The organism is Cyanobacterium stanieri LEGE 03274 (assembly GCF_015207825.1).
GTDB classification, from domain to species: Bacteria; Cyanobacteriota; Cyanobacteriia; order Cyanobacteriales; family Cyanobacteriaceae; genus Cyanobacterium; species Cyanobacterium stanieri_B.
Window position 1 is genome coordinate 40930 of sequence record NZ_JADEWC010000012.1, and the last position, 21741, is coordinate 62670.

Below are 21741 nucleotides of genomic sequence, written 5' to 3' on the forward strand. Positions count from 1 at the left end.
TATGGATGAAATAATAATTTCTGGGAAAGATTTATTTTCTTGGTATCAAGAAACAGTTTTCAATGCTAAAAAATACAATATATCCATAGAAGAATTACATTATCTTTTAGCTGAACTCACCGAATTAGATGCCTTGAGTATTAAATTAAAAAATTATCAATATAGGCAACAAATTTTCAGCCAGAAAAGTTTATCAGATTTAGCAAAAATATGGCAATTAAGAACCGAAAAAAGATACCCCATTCAATATCTAGTCGGTAAATGTTATTGGCGAGATTTAGAATTAAAAGTAACCCCCGATGTCTTAATTCCTCGCCCTGAAACTGAATTAATTATTGATATTGCTTTAGAGATTACCAAAGAATATCCTCAACTAAAAACAGGACATTGGGCTGATTTAGGTACAGGAAGCGGTGCGATCGCCCTTAGCCTAGCCAAAACCTTTCCCCAAGCCACAATCCACGCCATCGATCAAAGCTCCAACGCCCTCTCAATCGCCACAGAAAACGCCCACAACCTCGGTCTAAAAGAAAAAATCACTTTTCACCACGGAAGTTGGTTTGAACCCATCTCCCATCTTAAATACACCCTTTCTGGCATACTTTCTAACCCCCCTTACATCCCCTCCCATATAGTCCCAACCCTACAACCAGAAGTTGCCAACCATGAACCAACCAGCGCCCTAGATGGAGGAAAAGACGGCCTAGAAGACATTAAAATAATTATCAATCAAGCCCCAGAATATTTACAAAAAAACGGACTACTAATCATCGAAATAATGGCAGGACAAGCCCCCCAAGTATGTAAAATATTAGAATCAAACCATCAATATCACTCCATAAAAACCCATGCCGACTTAGCCAAAATTCCCAGGTTTATCATCGCCCAAAAACATTGAATTTCATCAAAGTGTTAAATTTCCCAACTTAACTTGAATTCAGGATATAGTTTATGGTCTTAGGTATCAACTATCAGATATTAGGTGAAAGAATTTACCTAGAAATGTATTTATACAGACTCACTGAATCAAAATATACTTTAGTTCAATTTATTGAACAAAGTACCATTAGCCTTGTAATTCATTACAAGGTGGGGCAACTGACATATTAACAAATATATAATATCCCCATGAACTCAACAGATCACCTCAAATCTTGATTAAGAATAGGTTAAAGAAAATAATCGGAAAAACATTAAACAATGGTAAAATGAAACAGAGAATAACTATCACCCGAGCCGAGTAAGTAGGAAGAGAAAAGTTAAACATGAACTCTAACCATCAACTAGAATACCGTCCAGATAAACCAGAAGAAGCCTGTGGTGTATTTGGTATTTATGCCCCCGAAGAAAACGTCGCCAAATTAACCTATTTTGGACTTTATGCCCTACAACACCGAGGACAAGAATCCGCAGGAATCGCCACCTTTGACGGGGAAAACTGCTATTGTTACAAAGACATGGGCTTAGTCTCCCAAGTATTTAACGAATCCATTCTCTCCAACCTTGCCGGACAAATAGCCGTAGGCCATACCCGTTATTCCACCACAGGATCAAGTTTACAAGCCAACGCTCAACCAGCAGTAATTGACACAAGGCTGGGTAAATTAGCCCTTGCCCATAACGGTAACCTCGTTAACGCCGTTGATTTGCGCACCGAATTAATTAAAAGAGATTGTCAGTTTATCACCACCACCGATTCAGAAATGATCGCTATCATGATTGGTAGTGAAGTAGATAAAGGCAAAGACTGGTTAGACGCTTCCATTAGTGCCTTTTCTTGGTGTAAAGGAGCTTATAGCCTTGTCATCGGTACACCCCAAGGGATTATCGGTGCAAGGGATGCTAACGGTATTCGTCCCCTAGTCATTGGTGCATTACAAGAAGAAAATACCACCCGTTACGTTTTAGCATCGGAAACCTGTGCGCTCGACATCATTGGAGCAGAATATGTTAGAGATGTTGAACCAGGAGAATTAGTTTGGATTACCGATGAGGGTTTATCCTCCTATCATTGGGCAACCCCTGAACACAAATTATGTGTCTTTGAAATGATTTATTTTGCCCGTCCCGATAGTATCATGGGTAATGAAAGTTTATATGCCTATCGTCTCAGATTAGGGGAACAACTGGCCAAAGAATCCCTCGTAGATGTAGATTTAGTCATGGGTGTACCCGATTCAGGAATCCCCGCTGCGATCGGCTATTCTCGTCAAAGTGGCATTACCTACCAGGAAGGATTAATAAAAAATCGTTACGTAGGCAGAACATTTATTCAACCAACCCAACATATGAGGGAACATGGTATCAGAATGAAACTTAATCCCCTCAAGGATGTCTTGGAAGATAAAAGAATTTTGATTATTGATGATTCCATCGTTAGGGGTACAACTAGCCGTAAAATTGTCAGGGCTTTGAGGGATGCAGGGGCAAAAGAAGTACATATGAAAATTTCTTCTCCTCCCGTTACCCATCCTTGTTTTTATGGTATCGATACCGATAGTCAAGATCACCTCATCGCGGCTAAAATGTCGGTGAAAGAAATTGAAAAACAAATTGAAGTCGATTCCCTAACTTATCTTTCTGAAGAGGGTATGTTGAAGGTAACAAAGGAAAATCCTTTACATTTTTGTACTGCTTGTTTTAATGGTAATTATCCCATTACTATTCCTGATGAAATTAAACGTTCTAAATTAGTTTTAGAAAAAGCCTAGTACCATTTATTAATGATAGATAATTGATAATACCAAAGGCCATATATCAAGTCCCTTTGATTACTTATAAATTAGCAATATCAATATCTTAGTTCAATAAATTGAACGAACTATCGTTAGCCGTGTAATTCATTACACGGTAGGGCTGCTCGAAGTTGATAGAATATACCCACAGCAAAAAACATTAAGGATGTTATATCATCGTGAAAATTTATCAATCCTTATCACAAAACCATCTCAACCTCTTTGAAACTTGCCCTCCATTATTTCAAAAAAAATATTTAGAACAAATTAGTTTTCTCCCCAGTGTTATCCAAGAAGAAAGAAGCGAATGGGGAAAAAAGTTTCATCTTTTAATGCAACAATATAATCTTGGCTTACCCCTAGATAATTTTGATTATGATGACGTTACCTTTCAACAATCTTTACAAGCATTAATTGCCGAGACTCAGAATATTTGGACATCTTCTGAGGTGTTATCACGGGAAGCAGAATATAAATTGCAATTAAAGTTTAATAATTATATTTTTACCGTTATTTATGACCTCTTAATTTTATACAAAGACCGAGGGATTATTTATGATTGGAAAACATTTTTACAACCTGAAAATGAAAAGAAGCTAATTAATAATTGGCAAACAAAATTATATCTATACGTATTAACAGAGAAGATGAATTATAAACCTTCTCAATTAAGTATAACTTATTGGTTTGTTAAGTTACCCCATAAAACTCAGAGTCTGACGATTAAATATAATGAAGTGATGCACAAAAAAAATCGTCAAGAGATAGAAAATATAGTTAATCAAATAGATAAGTCTTTGAGTCATTATCTTAAGAATAATGTTGATTTTGACCATGTTGCAAATTGTCAAAAAAAATGTCCTTATTATCAATCATTAATAGAAAATAATTTAATTAATAATTCAACTGACAAACTTGATCATTTACCCGATGACTTAGAGGAAATAAAAGAAATAAATCCTTTCTAATTTTACATAGCTATACGAAAGGTGAAGTCATGGAAAAAGTTGATTATGGACAATAATTAGGTTTTACTATCTTGATGTTGTATCTATTTATAATCTCAATTCGGTAATAATTATGAGTATCCTTTAGTATCACGCTTGACGGTGAAAAGTTTACGCCAGTTTTCAAATTGCTCAATAACACCAAGAAATGGTGAAAAATATTCTTCTCACTATTGCCCATTGCCGATTCCCTATTCCCTGCCTTAACTAAAAAATGTTATCCCGAACTCATGTTATTTATAACTATATTTTTGCCAAAATATGATTATTTGTGTGTATTTTTTGACAAATTTACTCCTTTAAAAATCTTATTTGTCAGATGATTCATCACAGCGCACCTTAATTATTAAGAATAATGAATAGAATTTTAAAATATTCTTTAAAGTACGACAAAATTAGAACTAATCCTATACCATTAAGATAAATACACCTGTCAAAGATTATAAAAAGATCGAAGCAAAATATCAAACTATTGTCCCTTTTATTCCCCTCGACAATTAGGAGGAATGATTTAAAATAAACCTGAAATAACATTTCCATAGGTGAAAGCCTTAGCAACTTGTTATTTAAAAATAAATAAATCAAAAATAGGGTTTTTTTACTATTCCAAATTTTCAGCCATAATTAAGAAAATTAACACCTTTTGATCTTGACTTTGACACCAATATTAAGAACAACATAAACCAAAAGAAACAAATATGGGTAAACCAACAGGATTTTTAGAATTTGCCAGAGAATTACCAGTCGATAAACCCCCCCTCGAAAGAATTAAAAATTGGGATGAATTTCATTTACATCTACCCGAAGAAAACTTAAAAAATCAGGGCGCAAGATGTATGGATTGCGGAACGCCCTTTTGTCATACAGGGGAATTAATTAGTGGCATGGCCAGCGGTTGCCCTGTGAATAACTTAATTCCCGAATGGAATGATTTAATCTATCGTGGGTTATGGGAAGAAGCATTAGAAAGACTTCATAAAACCAATAATTTCCCAGAATTTACGGGAAGGGTATGCCCTGCACCCTGTGAGGGCTCTTGTGTTTTAGGTATCAATAACCCCCCTGTCACCATCAAAAACATTGAATGTAGTATCATTGACCATGGTTGGGAGCAAGGTTGGGTAACTGCTAATCCCCCTGAAAAAAGGACGGGCAAAAAAGTTGCGGTGGTTGGCTCTGGCCCTGCGGGATTGAGTGCGGCGGCTCAGTTAAATAAGGCAGGCCATTGGGTGACGGTATATGAGAAGGGCGATCGCCCCGGGGGCCTTTTGATGTATGGTATTCCTAACATGAAACTAGATAAAGAAAAGGTAGTCATGCGCCGCATTAAAGTCTTAGAAGAAGAAGGCATTAAATTTATTTGTAATACCGAAATCGGTAAAGATATAAGCGCCGAAGCATTAGTTAAAGAAAACGACGCTGTTATCCTGTGCATTGGGGCAGGAAAACCAAGGGATTTACCCATAGAAGGTCGCAATCTCAACGGAATTCACTTCGCCATGGACTTCCTCACCGCCAACACCAAAGCACTGTTAGACGCCAATCCAGAAGGGTTAATTTCGGCCCAAGGAAAAGACGTGGTTATCATCGGTGGTGGTGATACGGGTACAGATTGCGTTGGTACATCTGTTCGCCATGGTTGTACCGCAGTAACTCAACTAGAGATTATGCCCAAACCCCCAGAAATGAGGGCAAAAAATAATCCTTGGCCTGAGTATCCAAAAATTTATCGTCTCGATTATGGGCAAGAAGAAGCCGCCGCCAAGTTTGGAGATGACCCCCGTTTTTACACCACCACCGCCACCAAATTTGAAGGAGATGACCATGGTAACGTTAAGGCAGTTCATACCGTGCAGGTGGAGTGGCAACGCAACCAAGATGGTCGTTTTATTCCTAACCCCATAGAAGGAACAGAAAAAGTTATCCCTGCACAGTTAGTGTTACTCGCCATGGGTTTCTTAGGGCCTGAACAATTTTTATTGGATCAAATGGGCTTAGAGAAGGATCACCGTAGTAATATTAAAGCCGATTATGATGATTATACTACGAGCATTGCCAATGTTTTCGCCGCTGGGGATTGTCGTCGGGGTCAAAGTCTTGTGGTTTGGGCTTTTAACGAAGGTCGTGGGGTGGCTCAAAAGTGCGATCGCTTCTTAATGGGTTACAGCGATTTACCAAATTAAATTATAATATCAAGTCCGCTTAATCACTTACAAATTAGCAATATCAATATTTGGCGTTGGTGAATTAAGGTATGATTTTTGATTGAGGGAGGAAACGGGGAACAGGCAATAGTGATACTATTTTAATGTCTTAATTTCTAGTGTTATTCAATTATATTTCACACCATGATTAAGCAATGCCCAATATTTTAGTTCAATAAATTGAACGAACTACCATTAGCCGTGTAATTCATTACACGGTGTGGCAAGTGCGAAGATACAATCTATTTATAACGAATTACCCAATTAAATATAGGGTGGGCATTGCCCACCATTCCAAAAGTCAGATAGCCTCTAATTCATTCCCACTAACTTAGCACTCAAATCCCATAACTTAAGCGCCTTACTTTTATCACTCGCCTCATCAGAAACCTCCTGAGCAAAAGATTCACGTCCTTCTTTTTGACGATTACCCCAACTCCAATAAACTCCCGATACACCAAAATCTTCTTCTCCTACTACCATGGCAAGTCTTTCCCCTGCCAACTCCTCAGAAACATAACCCCCCGTCACGTTTTTTTGGAAAACAGGGAATATCTTCTTAAACAAAGAATAATGATTACGGAATAAAGCAGTTTCAGCCACACAACCAGGATAAAAAGAATTAAAAATAATTCCCGTAGAATCATGATAACGACGGTGTAATTCTTTCATAGTGAGAATATTACACAACTTACTATCCTTATACGCCTTGCCAGACTTAAATTTTTTACCATTGATCATGGAAATAGGTGCTTTAAATCCTTCTTCCATTCCTTTCAAATCCCCTAAATCTGGGGGTGCAGGAATAGGAATTTTACCCCCCAACTCCTTCGGATTAGCGGTAACAGTGCCCAAAATTACTAACCGTGGATGAGGATTACCAGACTTTTTAAGATCTTCTAGCATTAGGTTACAAAGAAGAAAATGGCCTAAATGATTGGTTGCCACACTGATTTCGTAACCATCCTCACTATACATAGGCTCTTTTAGTAAAGGATAATACACCGCCGCATTACACACCAAAGCATCAAGACTTCTGCCCGTAGCCCGAAAATCCTCCACAAACTTACGCACACTATTGAGAGATGCCAAATCAAGGTGAATAATTTGATAACTATCCTCAGGGATACCCACTTCCTTCGCTACTTTCTGGGTTTTTTCAAGGTTACGACAAGCCATGATAACGTGCCATTTACCCGTTTTTGCGAGGGCTTTTGCACCCTGTAAACCTACCCCGGATGATGCCCCAGTGATGATAACCGTTGATTTTTGAGCTTCTACCATATTTATTCGCTTTATTTTATCGCCGATAAGTTTATAAATTTTTAATCGTTAATTATTTTAATGATCCCACAGAACTATATTTTCTTTCTCTAAGTTTCTTTAAGCTAGGAGTGATGTTTTTTAATATTTCTTCATCTGTACTAACGGCTTTAGCCCTCATTTAAGGGATTATGGCTCTAGTCGAGGCTCAAATTCAAATTTACCGTTTTCACAAGTTAAGGTTTGGATGAAAAAATCTTCCACTTGATTATCTTCCCCTGCTATTAATACCCTTGCCTGATGTCCTTTTTGCAGAATATAATCCCTATGGCACTGCTCATAAGCATAAATAATTAAAATATCTCCTTTCTCACATAACAAGGCCGCTCCCCCATTGGGGCATATTTCCCGACTCCCCCTAGTACCCGGAATGGCATAGGTTGTCCACCGTTGAGCATTATTCAAGTTCGCAATTTCCACTTCTTCTAGGGGTAAGATACCCACCATTTCCATTAATTCTGGATCGATGGTAATACTACCCACATAATTAACATTTGCCTCCGTCACCCTCACTCGATGCAACTTGCCGTGCATTAACTTGATAGTTTTCATAAAAAATAGTGTAGATTTGATGTTGCCAACCAAAAATTATCCATAACTATGCTACATTGTCTCGACTATCTTCCCAAATGCAATATCATTTTTTTCCATGGTTAAGGATTCTTTCTAGGTTTTAGTTACAATAACTGAAGAATATTTTTTAAGATAAACTTTACCAAAATTTTATATACTTACGTATATTGATGATTGTGAAGATGATAAAAATTTATATTTTTTGATACTAGAAAAACTAAGCTAATAATTGACTTAAAAATATTATATATTAATGGCTTTTTTTTCACAGCTATAAAAAATGTAACCTCAGTTACAAGTTTTCCTGCTTTTTCGTTTTATCTAAGATATGGATTGTATGCTGATTTTAACGAGAGCCTAAGATAAAGAGACGCTCTAATAATTACTTTAAGGCGGTTTTAGGACTTTTAAAATTGAGGATGAATAATAATAGCTGTATTTAGTAGAATATAACCTACACTACATATGTAGTAAGCCCTAAGCATTATTTCAATAGTCTTAAGTTTTTATATCAATAATTATTCATTCTGTATGGCTATTAAAATTCATTTTTGTGACTCGATAGATCCGATGGTCTTGATTAAAATATGATGTGAATTATACTATTTTTAAGTTTATCAAAGTTTCATATAAAATGTGTTGACAAAACCTTGCTACTTAGCTACGATAAATGGGTAAATGATAAGATTTATAATCTCAGAAAGTATATTATGAAAAAATCTACTCTATCAACCCTTTTAGTCGGTGGTTTGATTGCTCCCACTGCCATGATTGGGTTAACGGCTAGGGGCGCTGATGCCGCAGCCTTCTTCCAAATTGATGATTTTAATACAGCTAGAGGTGGAGCACAGATTGGAACAAATCAAGGCGACTTTTCAACCATTGGAACTAACGGCGGAACACAAGTTTTTGAAGTAACTGCTGGAAATGGTACTCCCATTATTAATAACCTCGGAAATTACAGAAAACTATCTTTAACTTCAGTTTCTGGTTTTGATAACGGCATATCTAGCTTTACAGTAGGTCCTGCTAGTCCCACTAGTTTATCTTGGAGTAATCCAGCCAACGTACAAACTTCAGCAAGTGTTTTGTGGGATGCTAACGGTGCAGGATTAAACTTTAACGCGGCTCCCTTTGCAGGTATTGGTATAGATATTCTTAGTGTTGATTTGAATACTAGTGTGCAGTTTGTTTTAAGTGATGGTACAAACACTACATCTCTAGCTTTATCTGGTTTAAATGCTGGAAATGCTTTTTTTGCATTTGATAACTTTACCAATTCATCTAGCTTCAATTTTGGTAACATTACCAGTATCACGATGAATCTAACAGGACCAGCAGACGTGGATGCAAGTTTTGATGCCTTGGGCTTTGTCGCCGTGCCTGAACCCGGTACCGTTGGTGGCTTGTTAGTGCTTGGTTTACTAGGGGCAGCAGGTGCTAAAAAGAGTTCCCGCAAAGCTGAACAAAACTAGATACGATCAATTATTAAGCAGTGATTATAGAACCTAAAAACGTTGTCTGATTAGTCGGATGACGTTTTTATTTTGATGGGGGGTAAAGTCCCTTTACAGAAAGATAAAATTGTGGATAAATAAAGGATACAATCAATTATTACCATGCTAAGCTAAAAAACTTTAGCATCATCATTTGTAAGTTTAATGACTACTGAAACATATATTAATCATCCTACTTTTGGACTACTTTATCGATTGTGCCTCATTGAGAAACAGGAGGAATTGTTTACTACCCTTTATGCTCAAAGGCTTTTTTTTCGTGTGAAGGTTGAACAACGGGAGACTTTTTTTGAGCCCCTGACGCGCTCTGAAGCGAGGTTATTAATGGAGAGTAAGTTAAGGGGTTTGAGGAGTAATGGAGATTGGAATGCTTATAAACAGTTAAATGAGATTTACCAGCGCACCTTCCAATAAGCATCAGTTGCTAGGAGAGGAATTGTAAATAATAATGATTTACCCACCATTTAATGGAATCAAATTAAATAACCACCGTGTAATGAATTACACGGCTAACAGGTTATCGTTCGATAAATCGAACTAAGATTTGTTTTTCTTAACATCTATTTTCAGTGCTCCTTAATTATTTATGCCTGTTTTATATTGACTGATAAAGGAATCTCCTCAACCTTCGGTAATTTTTCCAAATTGAGGCGCGAAGAAGCAGTTACCCCCGATAAACGTTTCAATAATTGGGGACGAGGATCATGGAGAAGATAGATAATTTCGTCTCCTAACTTCCATTCCTCATTAGCTTGGATAATATCTAGCTTACCATTACGACGCACCAACAGGGGCAACAATTCCCCCGAGGTAATCAGGGCTTGAATATGTACTTGCTGAAAATCGATCGCCTCTCCTTTGCCCCTAATTACCGTTTTACCGAGCCTAAATAAACCATCCTGTAAATATTGATTCCAGATTTTAACGGGTAACTCATTGATAAAAGGTTGATTAATTTTTTGCTTATTTGCCTTGACATTATTATCATTTTGCTTAGGAAATACCGCCAACACCTTGGGGGGGGCAAACTCTTCGATCGCCCTTTGTGCAATCATTAAATTAACATCCCCATTATTAGTAAGCGCCACCAAAGTTCCCACGGAAGTAATACCAGCCTTTTCCATCACCTCAGGATCTAAACCGCTACTCTCAAACACAGGCAAACTCTCCTGTTTAGCCTTCTCACAAGCATCCTTATCCGTATCAATTAAAACCACCGATTCCCCTTGATTTTGATAAATACGCCCAATTAAACGGCCCAGAGGATTACACCCCACAATCACTGCCCCCCCAGCATAGGAAGATTTGATTTTAAGTAAATTCGCCACCGCCCCTGCGCTCAAACCTTGGGCAAAAACCGTCATCATGATCGTTAAAAAAACTAACCCCTTAATAGAATCTCCCCCGTTAATACCATTTTGGGTTAACAAAATAGAGAACAAAGAAGCCACAGAAGCCGAGACAATTCCGCGGGGGGCAATCCATGCTAAAAAAATCTTTTGACGCCAATTAAGATCACTATTCCAAGTACAAATTAAAATACTCAGGGGGCGAACCAAAAACATTAACACTAACACCGTTAAGACACTTCCCCACCCCAGGGCAAAAATACTATCAATGGATAAATCCGCCGCCAAGAGGATAAACAAAACCGATACACACAATACCGTTAACTGTCCTTTAAAACGCAGTAGTAACCTTTCTTCGGGAATACCAGACGCCCTCACCACAATTCCCGCCGTCACCGTTGCCATTAATCCTGACTCACTGATGATCATCTGGGATAGTCCAAATGTACCCCATACCCCAGCCAAAACTACTAAATTTTTTAATTCTTCAGGGACAAAATTGGCGTTTTTTTGAAACGAGCCTAATAACCAACCACTGACACCCCCAATGATAGCCCCGATACCGAGGCGAAATAATAACCCCGTGATAATTTCGAGGGAATAGGCAGAGCTATTGAGAATGGTATCTAATACCACCACCGCTAAAATGGCGCCCACGGGATCGATTAAAACCCCTTCCCCTTCTAATAAGGTGGCTACGCGCTTATCTACGGCTACTTGTTTTAATAATGGGCCAACCACCGTAGGGCCTGTGACAACCACCAAGGATGCGTACAAGAAGGCGATTTCCCAGGGAAATTCTGCTAACCAGTGGGCGGCCATGCCACCACCGATAAAGGTTATTAATGTACCGATGGTGACGAGATTTCGTAAACTCCCGGAGACTTTATCTAGTTGTTTTAATTCTAGGTTTAAGCCTCCTTCAAATAAAATGATGGCTACGGCAAGGGCGACTAATACTTCTAATCCTACTCCTAAAAGTTCAGGTTCTAGTATTCCTAAACCATCTCTACCGAGTAACACTCCAAAGATGAGTAGGAAGACGATACTGGGTATTTTGAAGAATTCTCCCAATACTTGAGAACTGATCCCCGCAAATACGGTTATGATGATTAGTAGGGTTAGAGTGAAAGAGTCTTCCATGATGTCAGAGGTTTAAATAATACGCCTTTGATTTTGCTAGTAATTTCTAGTCAAGTTACGATAATGTCTTATCCATGGTAGCTTAATTTCAACAATGATTGTCTTTGCCCTTGCTTTGCTCTTAACCCATCATGATTAATTGACGCCTAAGGAGCGATCGCACCTCATCCAAGGTACAATTAACCTGAGAAAGAATGTCTTTAACGGTTAAATTTCGTTGAGGATTACCAGAGGCTAACTTCATCACCTCAAATTCTTGGTCGTTGAGGGTAATGGGTTGATAGTTATAATCTAGTAAACTCTTACTTTCCCAACCTAACATACAGGGATTTAATTCAGGTTTAGCGGTTAATAATAATTGATCATCTTGCCATGTTTCTCGATTAAGAGGGGGTTTAGCAAGGAAAAATTCATAGTGGGTAACATTGGAAGGGTCTAATAATTCTATCAAACGGTAACGCTCTTGGATCGTTAATTGTTTTACCCTTTCTCGTAAATCCTCGCTTTTAATTAACCTTTCTATTTGCCAAAAGTCACAGTTGGAAAAGTCCACAAACTCTAAGCCCGAAGTGTTAATAAACTCGAATAAACTATCGATATTATAATCAAATTCATTGGGGTGAACATACATATCGGCAAAACATTCATCCCGTTGATTTTCCAATGCCCAACGTTCCTTTTCCCGTTGTAATATACGGCTAGATTCTGGTAATCCTGCAAATAACTCCCTACCTACCGCCACACCATCTCGATAATCCCCTATTTTATCTCCTTGGATAAGGGCGATCGCCCTTTGCATCAACAAAATCTCCCATCTACCCAACTCCCCATAAACGAAGATATGAAATAATCCATCATCAGCCAACTTATCCGCCAAGGCTTGAATACCCACCACAGGATTAGGTAAATGATGTAATACCCCCACCGAATTAATAAAATCAAAAGAGCCTTCCAACTCCCTTGCCCTCTCCAAATTAAACTGACGAAATTCAATATTTCCTTGAAAATCCTTTAAAACTCCCGACTTTTCCAACCTTTTTTGAGCCGTAGCCAAAGCATTTTCACTAATATCCACCGCCAAAATATCCGCCGTCGGATTATGTAAAACTAAATATTCGGTACTCGAACCCGTACCACAACCAGCATCTAAAATTCTAACCTGTGGTTTATGGGGTTTTTTTCCCTTACAAAAATTGTACGCCGATTGATAATGCCATCGCCAATTATATCCAGGGGGTGGCTCATCCAAGAGAGGATCGGGGGGAAAAGGATAGGTATTATATAATTTTTGCACTGCGTTTCTAACTTCAGACATAACCTGTTGCTCATTAAAATAAATAAACCATTAACAATTTACCATTGAGTTATGCCCAACTTGATTAATACTATCCCTCCCCCGAAAGATATTTACTCTATGGTACAAATTTTATGTAGATTTGTTACGAAAAATCCTTTTTTCATTGATATTTGCCTTGGAATAGCCTATTATGAGAGTGTGTTTTTAATAATAGAAATATGACCGTTAGCTTTTAAAAAAGTTTAGCCTCCCATTATATAACAAGCATAACATGAAACAGACCGAAAACGAAAAAAAGCCAAAAAATCAGTGATTTTTGTAACAAACATTAACAATTAAAGCACCTCATCTAACTTAACCCCAATAGTAGAAACCCCCACAAATACCGAACCAGTGGTTTTTTCCCGTAAACGAGCTTGAGCTTTTTCATATACAGAAGAAGATAATTCAATTTGTCCGGCTTCCCGAATAAATACCGCATTATCCTCAGAGAGATAAAAATCAACAAAAGCCTTAACTTCAGGACGTTCTAAAGATGTTGTTTTCACATAAATAAATAATGGACGCGCAAGGGGTTGATAAATTCCAGCCTCCACATTCGCCACACTAGGTTCAATGCAACCATCACCACCATCATCAGCATTTTCATTATCCAGCGCCACGGGTTTAAGCTCATCCAAATTTTCATCAAGATAAGACAAACCAAAATAACCTAACCCACCAACATCATTACTAACACCTTGAACAATGACATTATCATCCTCCGTAGCAGTAATATCCCCTCTACTCAAACCCTCCTCACCGTTAATGGCTTCGGTAAAATAATCAAAAGTACCTGAATCAGTACCGGGGGCATATAAATTAAGCGGTACATTGGGGAAACCCTCCCTAACTTGACTCCAATTATTAACTACCCCTTGAGATTCTGGACTCCAGATAGTGCGCAATTCATTAGCAGTAAGACAAGCAGCCCAATCATTTTCCTTATTAACCACCATGGAAAGGGCATCAAATGCCACGGGTAATTCGATAAACTCCACTCCATTTTGATTACATTGCTCAATTTCCTCTGGTTTAATCGCCCGTGAAGCGTTGGAAATATCCGTTTCCCCTGCACAAAACTTGCTCAAGCCTCCTCCGCTGCCAGAAATACCAATGGCAATGCGCACGTTAGGATTATCAGTTTCAAATTCTTCACTGACTATCTCGGTAATAGGATAAACGGTGGATGAACCATCGATAACAATATCACCAGTTAAACCGTTACTACTACTTACCGAAGAATTATTGGCGCATCCTGCCAATGCCGTAACCAACATAGAAGACATTAGTAAACTATTTCTTAATACTTTCTCTCTGGTAGTAATATTCATAATATTTATTGTATTTATAAACACTTATTCAAATAATAATTACTCTTTAAATAAAGCATAAAAAACAAAATTATAAATTAACAACAGGTTAAGAAATTAAATCTATTATGTCCGTAAAATTACGTAATAGTCTTGTCTAAGAAGGTTTAAGTTAAGAGAAGATTAAGACAAAAAAAGTTGAAAATAAGAGGTTTATTTTTTACAATAAATATGACGTAAATAAATGAGCAGTTCTGCTAAATGATATGCCCCCTAAATTAGATATTCTGGAGAGGAAAAATATTCTAGCTGAGTTACCCCTTGATAACTATCGGGTTGAAGTTGATGTTTTAACTAGCTTAGTGGAAAGTCATCTTTTAGCCAATCCTACTCTTTCTGGGTTTTTTGTCATAGAAGATAGGGAAATTTTAGGGGTTGTACCTAGACAAAAATTTTTTGAGATTATGAGTAGGGAATATGCTAGGGATATATACGCAAAACGACCTATTAAATTATTTTTGAATAACTATGATTATCAATCTCTAAAAATAGATATTTTTACGGGTATAAATGAAGCGGTGCAAAAGGCTTTGAGTCGTCCTCCAAAACAAATTTATAGTCCTATTGTAGTGATAGAAAATGGAAAAGAAGTGGGGATGTTGGAGTTAAGTTCATTAATTTTGGCTCAGGCTCAGATGTTTTCTAATATTAATGAAAAATTAACAAGTCAAGAAAAAGATTTGAGAAAATATGCTAGAAAAATAGAGAAAGAAAAAGAGAAGGTTAAGGAATATTCTCAGCAATTAGAAGAACAACAGGCTAATTTGAAAACTAGCAATAGTTTATTGAAAACTCAAACTCAAAGGCTAGAGCAACAGAAGGAGGAGTTGTCGAAACAAAGTAAAGAAATAAGTTTATTAAATCAAAGTTTTAATGAGCTAGGGGCTTTACTTTCTAAGAAGGGAAAAACTACTTTTAGTTCTTTGGAAAATAGTATTAAATCTATTATTGAATTTACTACAGAAGTAGGTCAAGTTTGTGATAGTTTTAGGGAAAAATTTAAGGGAATTGATCGGAGTACGTTTTTAATTGAAAGAATTAGTAAAAAGGTAGATAATTTGTCTCAACAAGTATCAATTATTTCAGCTAATTTACCTGCGGATAATAGTCGTTCTAGTTCTTTTAATGTTATTGCTAGTGAGATTGCTAGTTTAGGAAGTCAGATTAATGAGGCAAATACAACTATTAATAGTATGGCACAGCAGTTAAAGCCAGAAATTAAGTTTTTGGTTAAAATTTCGGAGAAAAATAAAACCGTAGTTAAGAAATTAGAACGGGATTCTATGGGAACACAATCAGCGTTAAGTGCTTTAGAAAATTTAATTGAAAAGGGGACAGATGATCAAGGAAATTAATTATAAAAAAAAGTTTAATATTGATAATTTTCCCAGTGTTTTGGTAGAATTTTTGATAACGGTTTTGGGCTTTATTCCTATTCTTATTACCGTTGGCATTGTGGGAATTTTTCTTTATGAAACTTGGGCTTTTTTTCAGGTGGTTTCGGTGGGAGAATTTTTGGGTAGTAGGGAATGGACTCCTAATTTTTCTGACCCTCAATTTGGTATTATTGTTTTGTTATCGGGAACTTTTTTGGTTACGATAATTGCTTTGTTAGTGGCGATTCCTGTGGGAATTTTGGGGGCGATTTATTTATCGGAGTTTGCCCCGAAAAATGTGAGAAGGTTTTTGAAAATAGCTATGGAGTCTTTGGGGGGAATTCCTGGGGTTGTTTATGGTTATTTTGCTTTGCTTTTTTTGACTCCTTTATTGAGAAATAGTTTGTTTCCGAATATGGGGGGTTTCAATGCTTTGAGTGCGGGAATTTGTGTGGGAATTTTGATTATTCCGATTATTTCTTCTTTGACGGAGGATGCTTTGAGTGGGATTTCTGATGATTTACGAAATTCGGCTTATGCTCTTGGTTTTACTCGTTTTGAGATGATTTACAAGGTGTTGTTACCTTTGACTTATCCTGCGATTCTTTCTTCTTTTACTTTGGCTACTTCTGTAGCATTAGGAGAAACAATGGTAGTGGCGATCGCCTCTGGGCAACGACCAAATTTAACTTTAAATCCGTTACAACCCATTGAAACAATTACATCATTTATCATCAAAGTGAGTTTAGGTTCAGTACAATTTGATTCTATTTTATTTAAGACTATTTTCACTTTAGGTTTTATTTTATTTTTAGTAACTTTTACTCTGAATACCATTAGTTATTGGTTACAAAATAAATCGGAAAAACAACTGTTTTCTTTTAGTACCAGTGTTAATAAATTAGCAAAAAAAGAATTAATTAATGTTAATCAAGAAACCAATGTAATTCCTGCTTTTTATTCCTCAGGGGGCAATAGTTATCAACCTTTGTTGAGGGAATCTTTGAGCGCCCCTGGCTTGAAAGCCCCTATTAATAATGTTCGTCTATGGTGCGATCGCACTTTTACCATTTTGGCATTTTTAGGAGCGATTTTTGGGGTAGTATTTATTGCTATTTTATTATGGAATTTATCTCAAACAGGGTTAGAAAAAATTAATTGGGCTTTTTTAACCAGCTTTGCTTCCCGTAGGGCAGAAGAATCAGGAATACTATCGGCATTAGTGGGAAGTTTGTGGCTGTTTATATTAACCCTTGTGATGGTAATTCCCTTGGGGGTAGGTAGTGCCATTTACCTTGAAGAATATCGCAAAAATAAACGCATTGATAACATTCTCGAAATCAGCATCGCCAATCTTGCTTCCATCCCTTCCATTCTTTACGGCTTGTTAGGTTTACAAATTTTTGTGCGCTGGATGCGCCCGATTACGGGGGGGCCTAGTATTTTATCAGGGGCATTGGTATTGACGGTGATGAGTTTACCTACCCTTATCATTGCTAGTCGTAGTGCCATTAAAAGTAGTAGTAAAAGATTAAAAAATGGTGGCTATGCCCTGGGAATGTCGAAACAGCAGGTATTAAGAAAACTAATTCTCCCCTCTGCTTTACCTGGAATTTTAACGGGAGTATTGCTTTCCCAAACGAGGGCATTGGCGGAAACTGCTGCTTTGATTGGGGTTGGGGTAGCCGCATCCGTGCGTTTTCTCCCACCTTTGTCATGGCAAGGGTTGCAAAGTAGTTATACCACTTTACCCGTGCAGATTTTTAACTGGTTACAAAATCCTAGTGCGCAAGTACAACAGTTAGCCGCCGCTGCCACCATAGTTTTAGTAGTTATTTTAATTATTTTAAACTTATTTTCTGTACTTATTAGGGAATATTTTAATAATCTTCAACGTAATTAATTATCAAAAAAAAGAGGATATTTTATGAAAACATTAAATAGTATTATTACCGTTCAAAATTTATCAGTCTATTATGAAAATACACCCTTATTACTAGGGGTTAATTTGGAAATTCCTGAAAATAAAGTAACAGGAGTAATTGGACGTTCTGGCTCTGGGAAAAGTATGTTATTAAGGTGTTTTAACCGTCTTAATGACTTAATGGAAGGCATCAGGGTAGAGGGTAAAGTTTATTTTGATGGTGAAAATATTTACACTTCTGGCATTCAGCCTATTCAGTTAAGGCGACGCATTGGCATGGTATTTCAACGGCCAACCCCTTTTCCTACTTCTATTTATGAAAATATTGCCATGGGTTTGAAGGTAAATGGTTTTCGTCAAAACTTGGATGATATTATTGAGGATTCCCTTAAGCGAGTGGGTTTATGGCAGGAGGTAAAAAATAATCTTCGTAAAAATGCCATGTTATTGTCTGGGGGGCAAAAGCAACGATTATGTATCGCAAGGGCGATCGCCCTTCAACCAGAAGTGATATTATTAGATGAACCATGTTCAGCCTTAGACCCTATTTCTACCCTTGAAATAGAAAACTTAATTTATGAGTTGAAAGATGATTATACCATTATCATGAGCGCCCATGACCTTAAACAAATAGCCAGGGTATGTGATGAGGTGATTTATCTTGATGTGCGAGATAATCAAGTAGGACAAAGGGTGGGATTTGTGCTAGAACAAAATTCAGTGGAAAAAATCTTCCTTAGCCCCGAACAATCGGAAACCCGTAATTATACCCGTGGGGTTATGCTTGAATCGGATTTTTAAGGGATAAATATGGGGAATAGATTATATGTTTATAATTTCCCCATCCTTTTATTTATCAACACTAATCCACGTTTTTATTAAAGCCTAATTAATTATTATTGAGGGCTTTTTGGGCTTCTTCCCTATCATCAAAATGCACTTTTTCTGTACCTAAAATTTGATAATCTTCATGGCCTTTTCCTGCAATTAATACCCCATCACCTGCTTGGGCAGTTTGGATGGCGGTTTGGATGGCTAAGGAGCGATCGCCCTGTACAATGGGGTTAATATGGTTAGGAATACCCGTCAAAATATCTTCAAGGATTTGATTAGGGTTTTCGGTGCGAGGATTATCGGAAGTTACTACCACCACATCTGCTAAATCCGCCGCTATCTTACCCATTATAGGACGTTTGGTGCGATCGCGATCGCCCCCACAACCAAACACACATATCATTTTACCCGTAATAAAAGGGCGAGAAGCCTTGAGTAAATTTTCTAAACTATCAGGAGTGTGGGCATAATCCACGATTACCGTAATATCCTGATTCGGTTTTACCTGCACCCTTTCCATGCGCCCCGGCACTCCTGTAAAATGGGGTAAACCTTGGGTAATGGTATCCAAATCAATACCCAACTGTAACACAGCACCCACCCCAGCCAAAAGGTTAGAAAGATTAAATTGCCCCACTAGAGGAGAAGAAAACTTAGTTTTCCCTTTGGGAGTGTGTAAAATTCCTTCTACTCCCGTGGCTTGATAAACTAAATCAGTGGTGTATAAATCGGCTTCAGGGTTAGTGACACTATAACTCCAAACATCTTTACTAGATTGGATCAATCTTTGTCCATAGGGGTCATCATAATTAATAATAGCCTTACCATGGAGATATTCATTATTAAATAGAAGGGCTTTGGCTTGAAAATAATCCTCCATATCTTTGTGATAATCGAGGTGATCTTGGGTTAAATTAGTAAATACAGCCACATCAAAATGACAGCCTTTAATGCGTTTTTGGGCGAGGGCATGGGAACTTACTTCCATTACGGCGTATTGGTTTCCAGCGTTTACAGCTTCCGTTAATTGTGCCTGTAAATCCACGGCAAAAGGAGTGGTATGACTAGCGGTTTTTTGATAATTTTGCCAACGGGCATACAATGTGCCAAAGAGGGCGGTTTTTTTCTGGGCTTGATGGAGGAAAAATTCGATTAAGTGAGTGGTGGTTGTTTTGCCGTTAGTACCTGTAACCCCTATCATACCTAACTTTTGGCTAGGATAATCATAAAATTTACTCGCAATTTGCGCACATACATCATTCATATCATCAGCAACGATGACGCAATCAGAGTCGGCGGGGGGCATTTTATCATAGGCTTCTTGACTAATTATAGAGGCGATCGCCCCTTCATTCAAAGCACTTTGCCAAAACTCACCCCCATCAACCCTCGTGCCAGGCATCCCAATAAATACATCCCCCGCTGAAACCAACTGAGAATTTGTCACAATCCCTTTCACATCAGTATCAAGGGCGGGATGTTCAGGAATTGAGTTAATCTGTTTTATATTGGACAACAATTGACGTAATTTCATCAAACTTCACCCCTCACTTAACAATAAAAGATTTTTACTATGTTATAGCAATATTTTGGGGAATAGGTAATTGATAATTAATAGTTGATAATGAATAAAAATTAATCAATGGTGCGACAGGCAACACATTGGGTTAAACGTTGTCTTAAAGATTGATAAGGAATCTTCTCGATAATTTCCCCCGCAAAAGCATCTAACAAGAGATGACGGGCATCATCTTCATTTAAACCACGACTACGAAGATAAAAAATTTCATCGGCTTCTAGTTGGCTAACCGTCGCACCATGGGCGCATTTAACGTTATCGGCGGTAATCTGTAATTCGGGTTTGGTATTAATTCGTGCCTTGGGAGAAAGTAACAAATTGCGGTTAAGTTGCGCTGCATTAGTTTCTTGAGCAAGTTTTGGCACATCTACCCTACCATTAAAAATACCATGGCCAGAGTCATCTAAAATATACTTATGGAGTTGGTTTACCGTGCCATAGGGGTGGTTTAAACTCACATGGCTATGGGTATCAGCTATCTGTTTTCCTTGCACCATGGTTAAGCCGTGAAGGTTAGTATAGGTTTGTTCGCCTTTTTGAAGTATGTCTAGGTTATGACGGTATAGTTTTCCACCCAAACTTATTTCATTTATAGTATAACTACTGTTACGGTACTGGGCGATCGCACTTTGGGCAATATGAAAACCATCCCCCGATTCCCGTTGAATGCGACAATGACTCAAAGACGCATTTTCCTGTAAATGAATTTCGGTGACAACATTTGTAAAATAAGGCTTACCACCCACCGCATCAGAACAACCAACGCTAGTTGCTCCATAATATTCTATAATCTGACAACGGGAATTAACCTCCCCAATCATCAAAATGCGGGGTTGTATAAAAATTGGTAAATCTTCCTTCGCCACAATATGGAGTAAATGAATAGGAATATCAACCTCCACATTTTTATCTACCCACACCACAAAAGCATCATTAATTCCTGCGGTATTGAGAGCGGAAAAAACTTCATTGTCAGAGTGATTTTGTCCTAAAAAATGACTAACTTTTTCCTTTTTACTCCCATCCAAGTTTGTCAAATTACCCACATAAACTCCATCAGGTAATGCAGAAATATCCGACAAGTTTTCATCATAAAAACCATTAACAAAAACTAGCCTAGAATTAGGGGCTTCTTGTAACTTAAAACCATCTAAAATAAAGTCAGATAAATTTTGTTTAGTAGGGGCATGGAAATCAATTTTTTGTAAATCACTTAAATCAGTAAAACGCCATGCTTCATCCTTGTTATTAGGAATATTTAACTTAACAACTTCCCTTGCAAACTTTTGTTTTAATTCTTCCATAGAAGTATTTAAATGATCACCAAAATTATTGGTCATACTTTCTGCTACTTGTAATAAATTACCTAAATAGGCATCACTATTGATTTGAAAGTTATTAGCATTGATAGTAGCTACAGAATTAGACATAAAAATAAAATATAAAATTTACAACAAAAAATAATAAA

16 protein-coding genes are annotated in these 21741 nt (G+C 37.4%); 9 read left to right on the plus strand and 7 right to left on the minus strand.

Annotated features, from left to right (window positions below; translation table 11 throughout):
• Position 1: 1 nt before the first annotated feature.
• The 4 genes from prmC (at position 2) to IQ215_RS07085 (ending at position 5925) form a co-directional block, all read left to right on the plus strand.
• Entirely contained in the window at positions 2–898 is an 897-nt protein-coding gene (gene prmC / locus IQ215_RS07070) for a peptide chain release factor N(5)-glutamine methyltransferase (RefSeq protein ID WP_193800615.1), read from the plus strand.
• 367 nt (positions 899–1265) lie between these two features.
• Positions 1266–2711 carry an amidophosphoribosyltransferase gene (gene purF / locus IQ215_RS07075; RefSeq protein WP_193800616.1) on the plus strand — a complete coding sequence of 482 codons (1446 nt, stop codon included), beginning with the start codon at positions 1266–1268 and terminating at the stop codon, positions 2709–2711.
• A gap of 203 nt (positions 2712–2914) precedes the next feature.
• Positions 2915–3703, plus strand: coding sequence for a PD-(D/E)XK nuclease family protein (locus IQ215_RS07080; protein WP_193800617.1), 789 nt, complete (start codon positions 2915–2917; stop codon positions 3701–3703).
• A 737-nt stretch (positions 3704–4440) separates the two neighbouring features.
• Positions 4441–5925, plus strand: coding sequence for a glutamate synthase subunit beta (locus tag IQ215_RS07085; RefSeq protein WP_193800618.1), 1485 nt, complete (start codon positions 4441–4443; stop codon positions 5923–5925).
• Positions 5926–6258: 333 nt separating this feature from the next.
• Here IQ215_RS07085 and IQ215_RS07090 read toward each other — a convergent pair whose 3' ends face one another.
• Positions 6259–7230, minus strand: a complete 972-nt coding sequence (locus IQ215_RS07090) for a protochlorophyllide reductase (RefSeq protein ID WP_193800619.1) — start codon at positions 7228–7230, stop codon at positions 6259–6261.
• A 168-nt stretch (positions 7231–7398) separates the two neighbouring features.
• Positions 7399–7821 (minus strand): aspartate 1-decarboxylase, encoded by a 423-nt coding sequence (gene panD / locus IQ215_RS07095; RefSeq protein ID WP_193800620.1) that lies wholly within the window; start codon positions 7819–7821, stop codon positions 7399–7401.
• Positions 7822–8552: 731 nt separating this feature from the next.
• Here panD and IQ215_RS07100 point away from each other — a divergent pair.
• Both IQ215_RS07100 and pipX read left to right on the plus strand, forming a co-directional pair.
• Positions 8553–9317: a PEP-CTERM sorting domain-containing protein gene (locus IQ215_RS07100; RefSeq protein WP_193800621.1), complete on the plus strand. Its 765-nt coding sequence runs from the start codon at positions 8553–8555 to the stop codon at positions 9315–9317.
• A 186-nt stretch (positions 9318–9503) separates the two neighbouring features.
• A complete protein-coding gene (gene pipX, locus IQ215_RS07105; RefSeq protein WP_069791573.1) occupies positions 9504–9773 on the plus strand; it encodes a transcriptional coactivator PipX in 270 nt (89 codons plus the stop codon).
• 170 nt (positions 9774–9943) lie between these two features.
• Here pipX and IQ215_RS07110 read toward each other — a convergent pair whose 3' ends face one another.
• From IQ215_RS07110 to IQ215_RS07120, 3 genes are all read right to left on the minus strand, one after another.
• A complete protein-coding gene (locus IQ215_RS07110; RefSeq protein WP_193800622.1) occupies positions 9944–11851 on the minus strand; it encodes a cation:proton antiporter in 1908 nt (635 codons plus the stop codon).
• A gap of 121 nt (positions 11852–11972) precedes the next feature.
• A complete protein-coding gene (locus IQ215_RS07115; protein WP_193800623.1) occupies positions 11973–13166 on the minus strand; it encodes a class I SAM-dependent methyltransferase in 1194 nt (397 codons plus the stop codon).
• A 317-nt stretch (positions 13167–13483) separates the two neighbouring features.
• Complete coding sequence (locus tag IQ215_RS07120; RefSeq protein ID WP_193800624.1) at positions 13484–14521, minus strand: PstS family phosphate ABC transporter substrate-binding protein; 1038 nt, start codon at positions 14519–14521, stop codon at positions 13484–13486.
• A 245-nt stretch (positions 14522–14766) separates the two neighbouring features.
• Between IQ215_RS07120 and IQ215_RS07125 the strand changes: the two genes are divergently transcribed.
• Genes IQ215_RS07125 through IQ215_RS07135 form a run of 3 tightly spaced genes read left to right on the plus strand, consistent with a single transcriptional unit; the run spans position 14767 to position 18661 of the window.
• Complete coding sequence (locus IQ215_RS07125) at positions 14767–15915, plus strand: hypothetical protein (RefSeq protein WP_193800625.1); 1149 nt, start codon at positions 14767–14769, stop codon at positions 15913–15915.
• Entirely contained in the window at positions 15899–17839 is a 1941-nt protein-coding gene (gene pstC / locus IQ215_RS07130; RefSeq protein WP_193800626.1) for a phosphate ABC transporter permease subunit PstC, read from the plus strand. Before IQ215_RS07125 ends, pstC begins: the two co-directional genes overlap by 17 nt.
• 24 nt (positions 17840–17863) lie before the next feature.
• Complete coding sequence (locus IQ215_RS07135; RefSeq protein WP_193800627.1) at positions 17864–18661, plus strand: phosphate ABC transporter ATP-binding protein; 798 nt, start codon at positions 17864–17866, stop codon at positions 18659–18661.
• 88 nt (positions 18662–18749) lie between these two features.
• On the opposite strand, the gene IQ215_RS07140 is transcribed toward IQ215_RS07135, so the two are convergent.
• Both IQ215_RS07140 and sufD read right to left on the minus strand, forming a co-directional pair.
• On the minus strand, positions 18750–20228 hold the full coding sequence (locus IQ215_RS07140) for a UDP-N-acetylmuramoyl-L-alanyl-D-glutamate--2,6-diaminopimelate ligase (RefSeq protein WP_193800628.1): 1479 nt from the start codon (positions 20226–20228) through the stop codon (positions 18750–18752).
• A 101-nt stretch (positions 20229–20329) separates the two neighbouring features.
• Positions 20330–21703: a Fe-S cluster assembly protein SufD gene (sufD, locus tag IQ215_RS07145; protein ID WP_193800629.1), complete on the minus strand. Its 1374-nt coding sequence runs from the start codon at positions 21701–21703 to the stop codon at positions 20330–20332.
• Positions 21704–21741: the final 38 nt, after the last annotated feature.

Coding starts and splice junctions, on each gene's coding strand:
- prmC (WP_193800615.1), top strand. CDS start 2: ATGGATGAAATAATAATTTCTGGGAAAGATTTATTTTCTTGGTATCAA.
- purF (WP_193800616.1), top strand. CDS start 1,266: ATGAACTCTAACCATCAACTAGAATACCGTCCAGATAAACCAGAAGAA.
- IQ215_RS07085 (WP_193800618.1), top strand. CDS start 4,441: ATGGGTAAACCAACAGGATTTTTAGAATTTGCCAGAGAATTACCAGTC.
- IQ215_RS07090 (WP_193800619.1), bottom strand. CDS start 7,230: ATGGTAGAAGCTCAAAAATCAACGGTTATCATCACTGGGGCATCATCC.
- panD (WP_193800620.1), bottom strand. CDS start 7,821: ATGAAAACTATCAAGTTAATGCACGGCAAGTTGCATCGAGTGAGGGTG.
- IQ215_RS07100 (WP_193800621.1), top strand. CDS start 8,553: ATGAAAAAATCTACTCTATCAACCCTTTTAGTCGGTGGTTTGATTGCT.
- pipX (WP_069791573.1), top strand. CDS start 9,504: ATGACTACTGAAACATATATTAATCATCCTACTTTTGGACTACTTTAT.
- IQ215_RS07110 (WP_193800622.1), bottom strand. CDS start 11,851: ATGGAAGACTCTTTCACTCTAACCCTACTAATCATCATAACCGTATTT.
- IQ215_RS07115 (WP_193800623.1), bottom strand. CDS start 13,166: ATGTCTGAAGTTAGAAACGCAGTGCAAAAATTATATAATACCTATCCT.
- IQ215_RS07120 (WP_193800624.1), bottom strand. CDS start 14,521: ATGAATATTACTACCAGAGAGAAAGTATTAAGAAATAGTTTACTAATG.
- IQ215_RS07125 (WP_193800625.1), top strand. CDS start 14,767: ATGCCCCCTAAATTAGATATTCTGGAGAGGAAAAATATTCTAGCTGAG.
- pstC (WP_193800626.1), top strand. CDS start 15,899: ATGATCAAGGAAATTAATTATAAAAAAAAGTTTAATATTGATAATTTT.
- IQ215_RS07135 (WP_193800627.1), top strand. CDS start 17,864: ATGAAAACATTAAATAGTATTATTACCGTTCAAAATTTATCAGTCTAT.
- IQ215_RS07140 (WP_193800628.1), bottom strand. CDS start 20,228: ATGAAATTACGTCAATTGTTGTCCAATATAAAACAGATTAACTCAATT.
- sufD (WP_193800629.1), bottom strand. CDS start 21,703: ATGTCTAATTCTGTAGCTACTATCAATGCTAATAACTTTCAAATCAAT.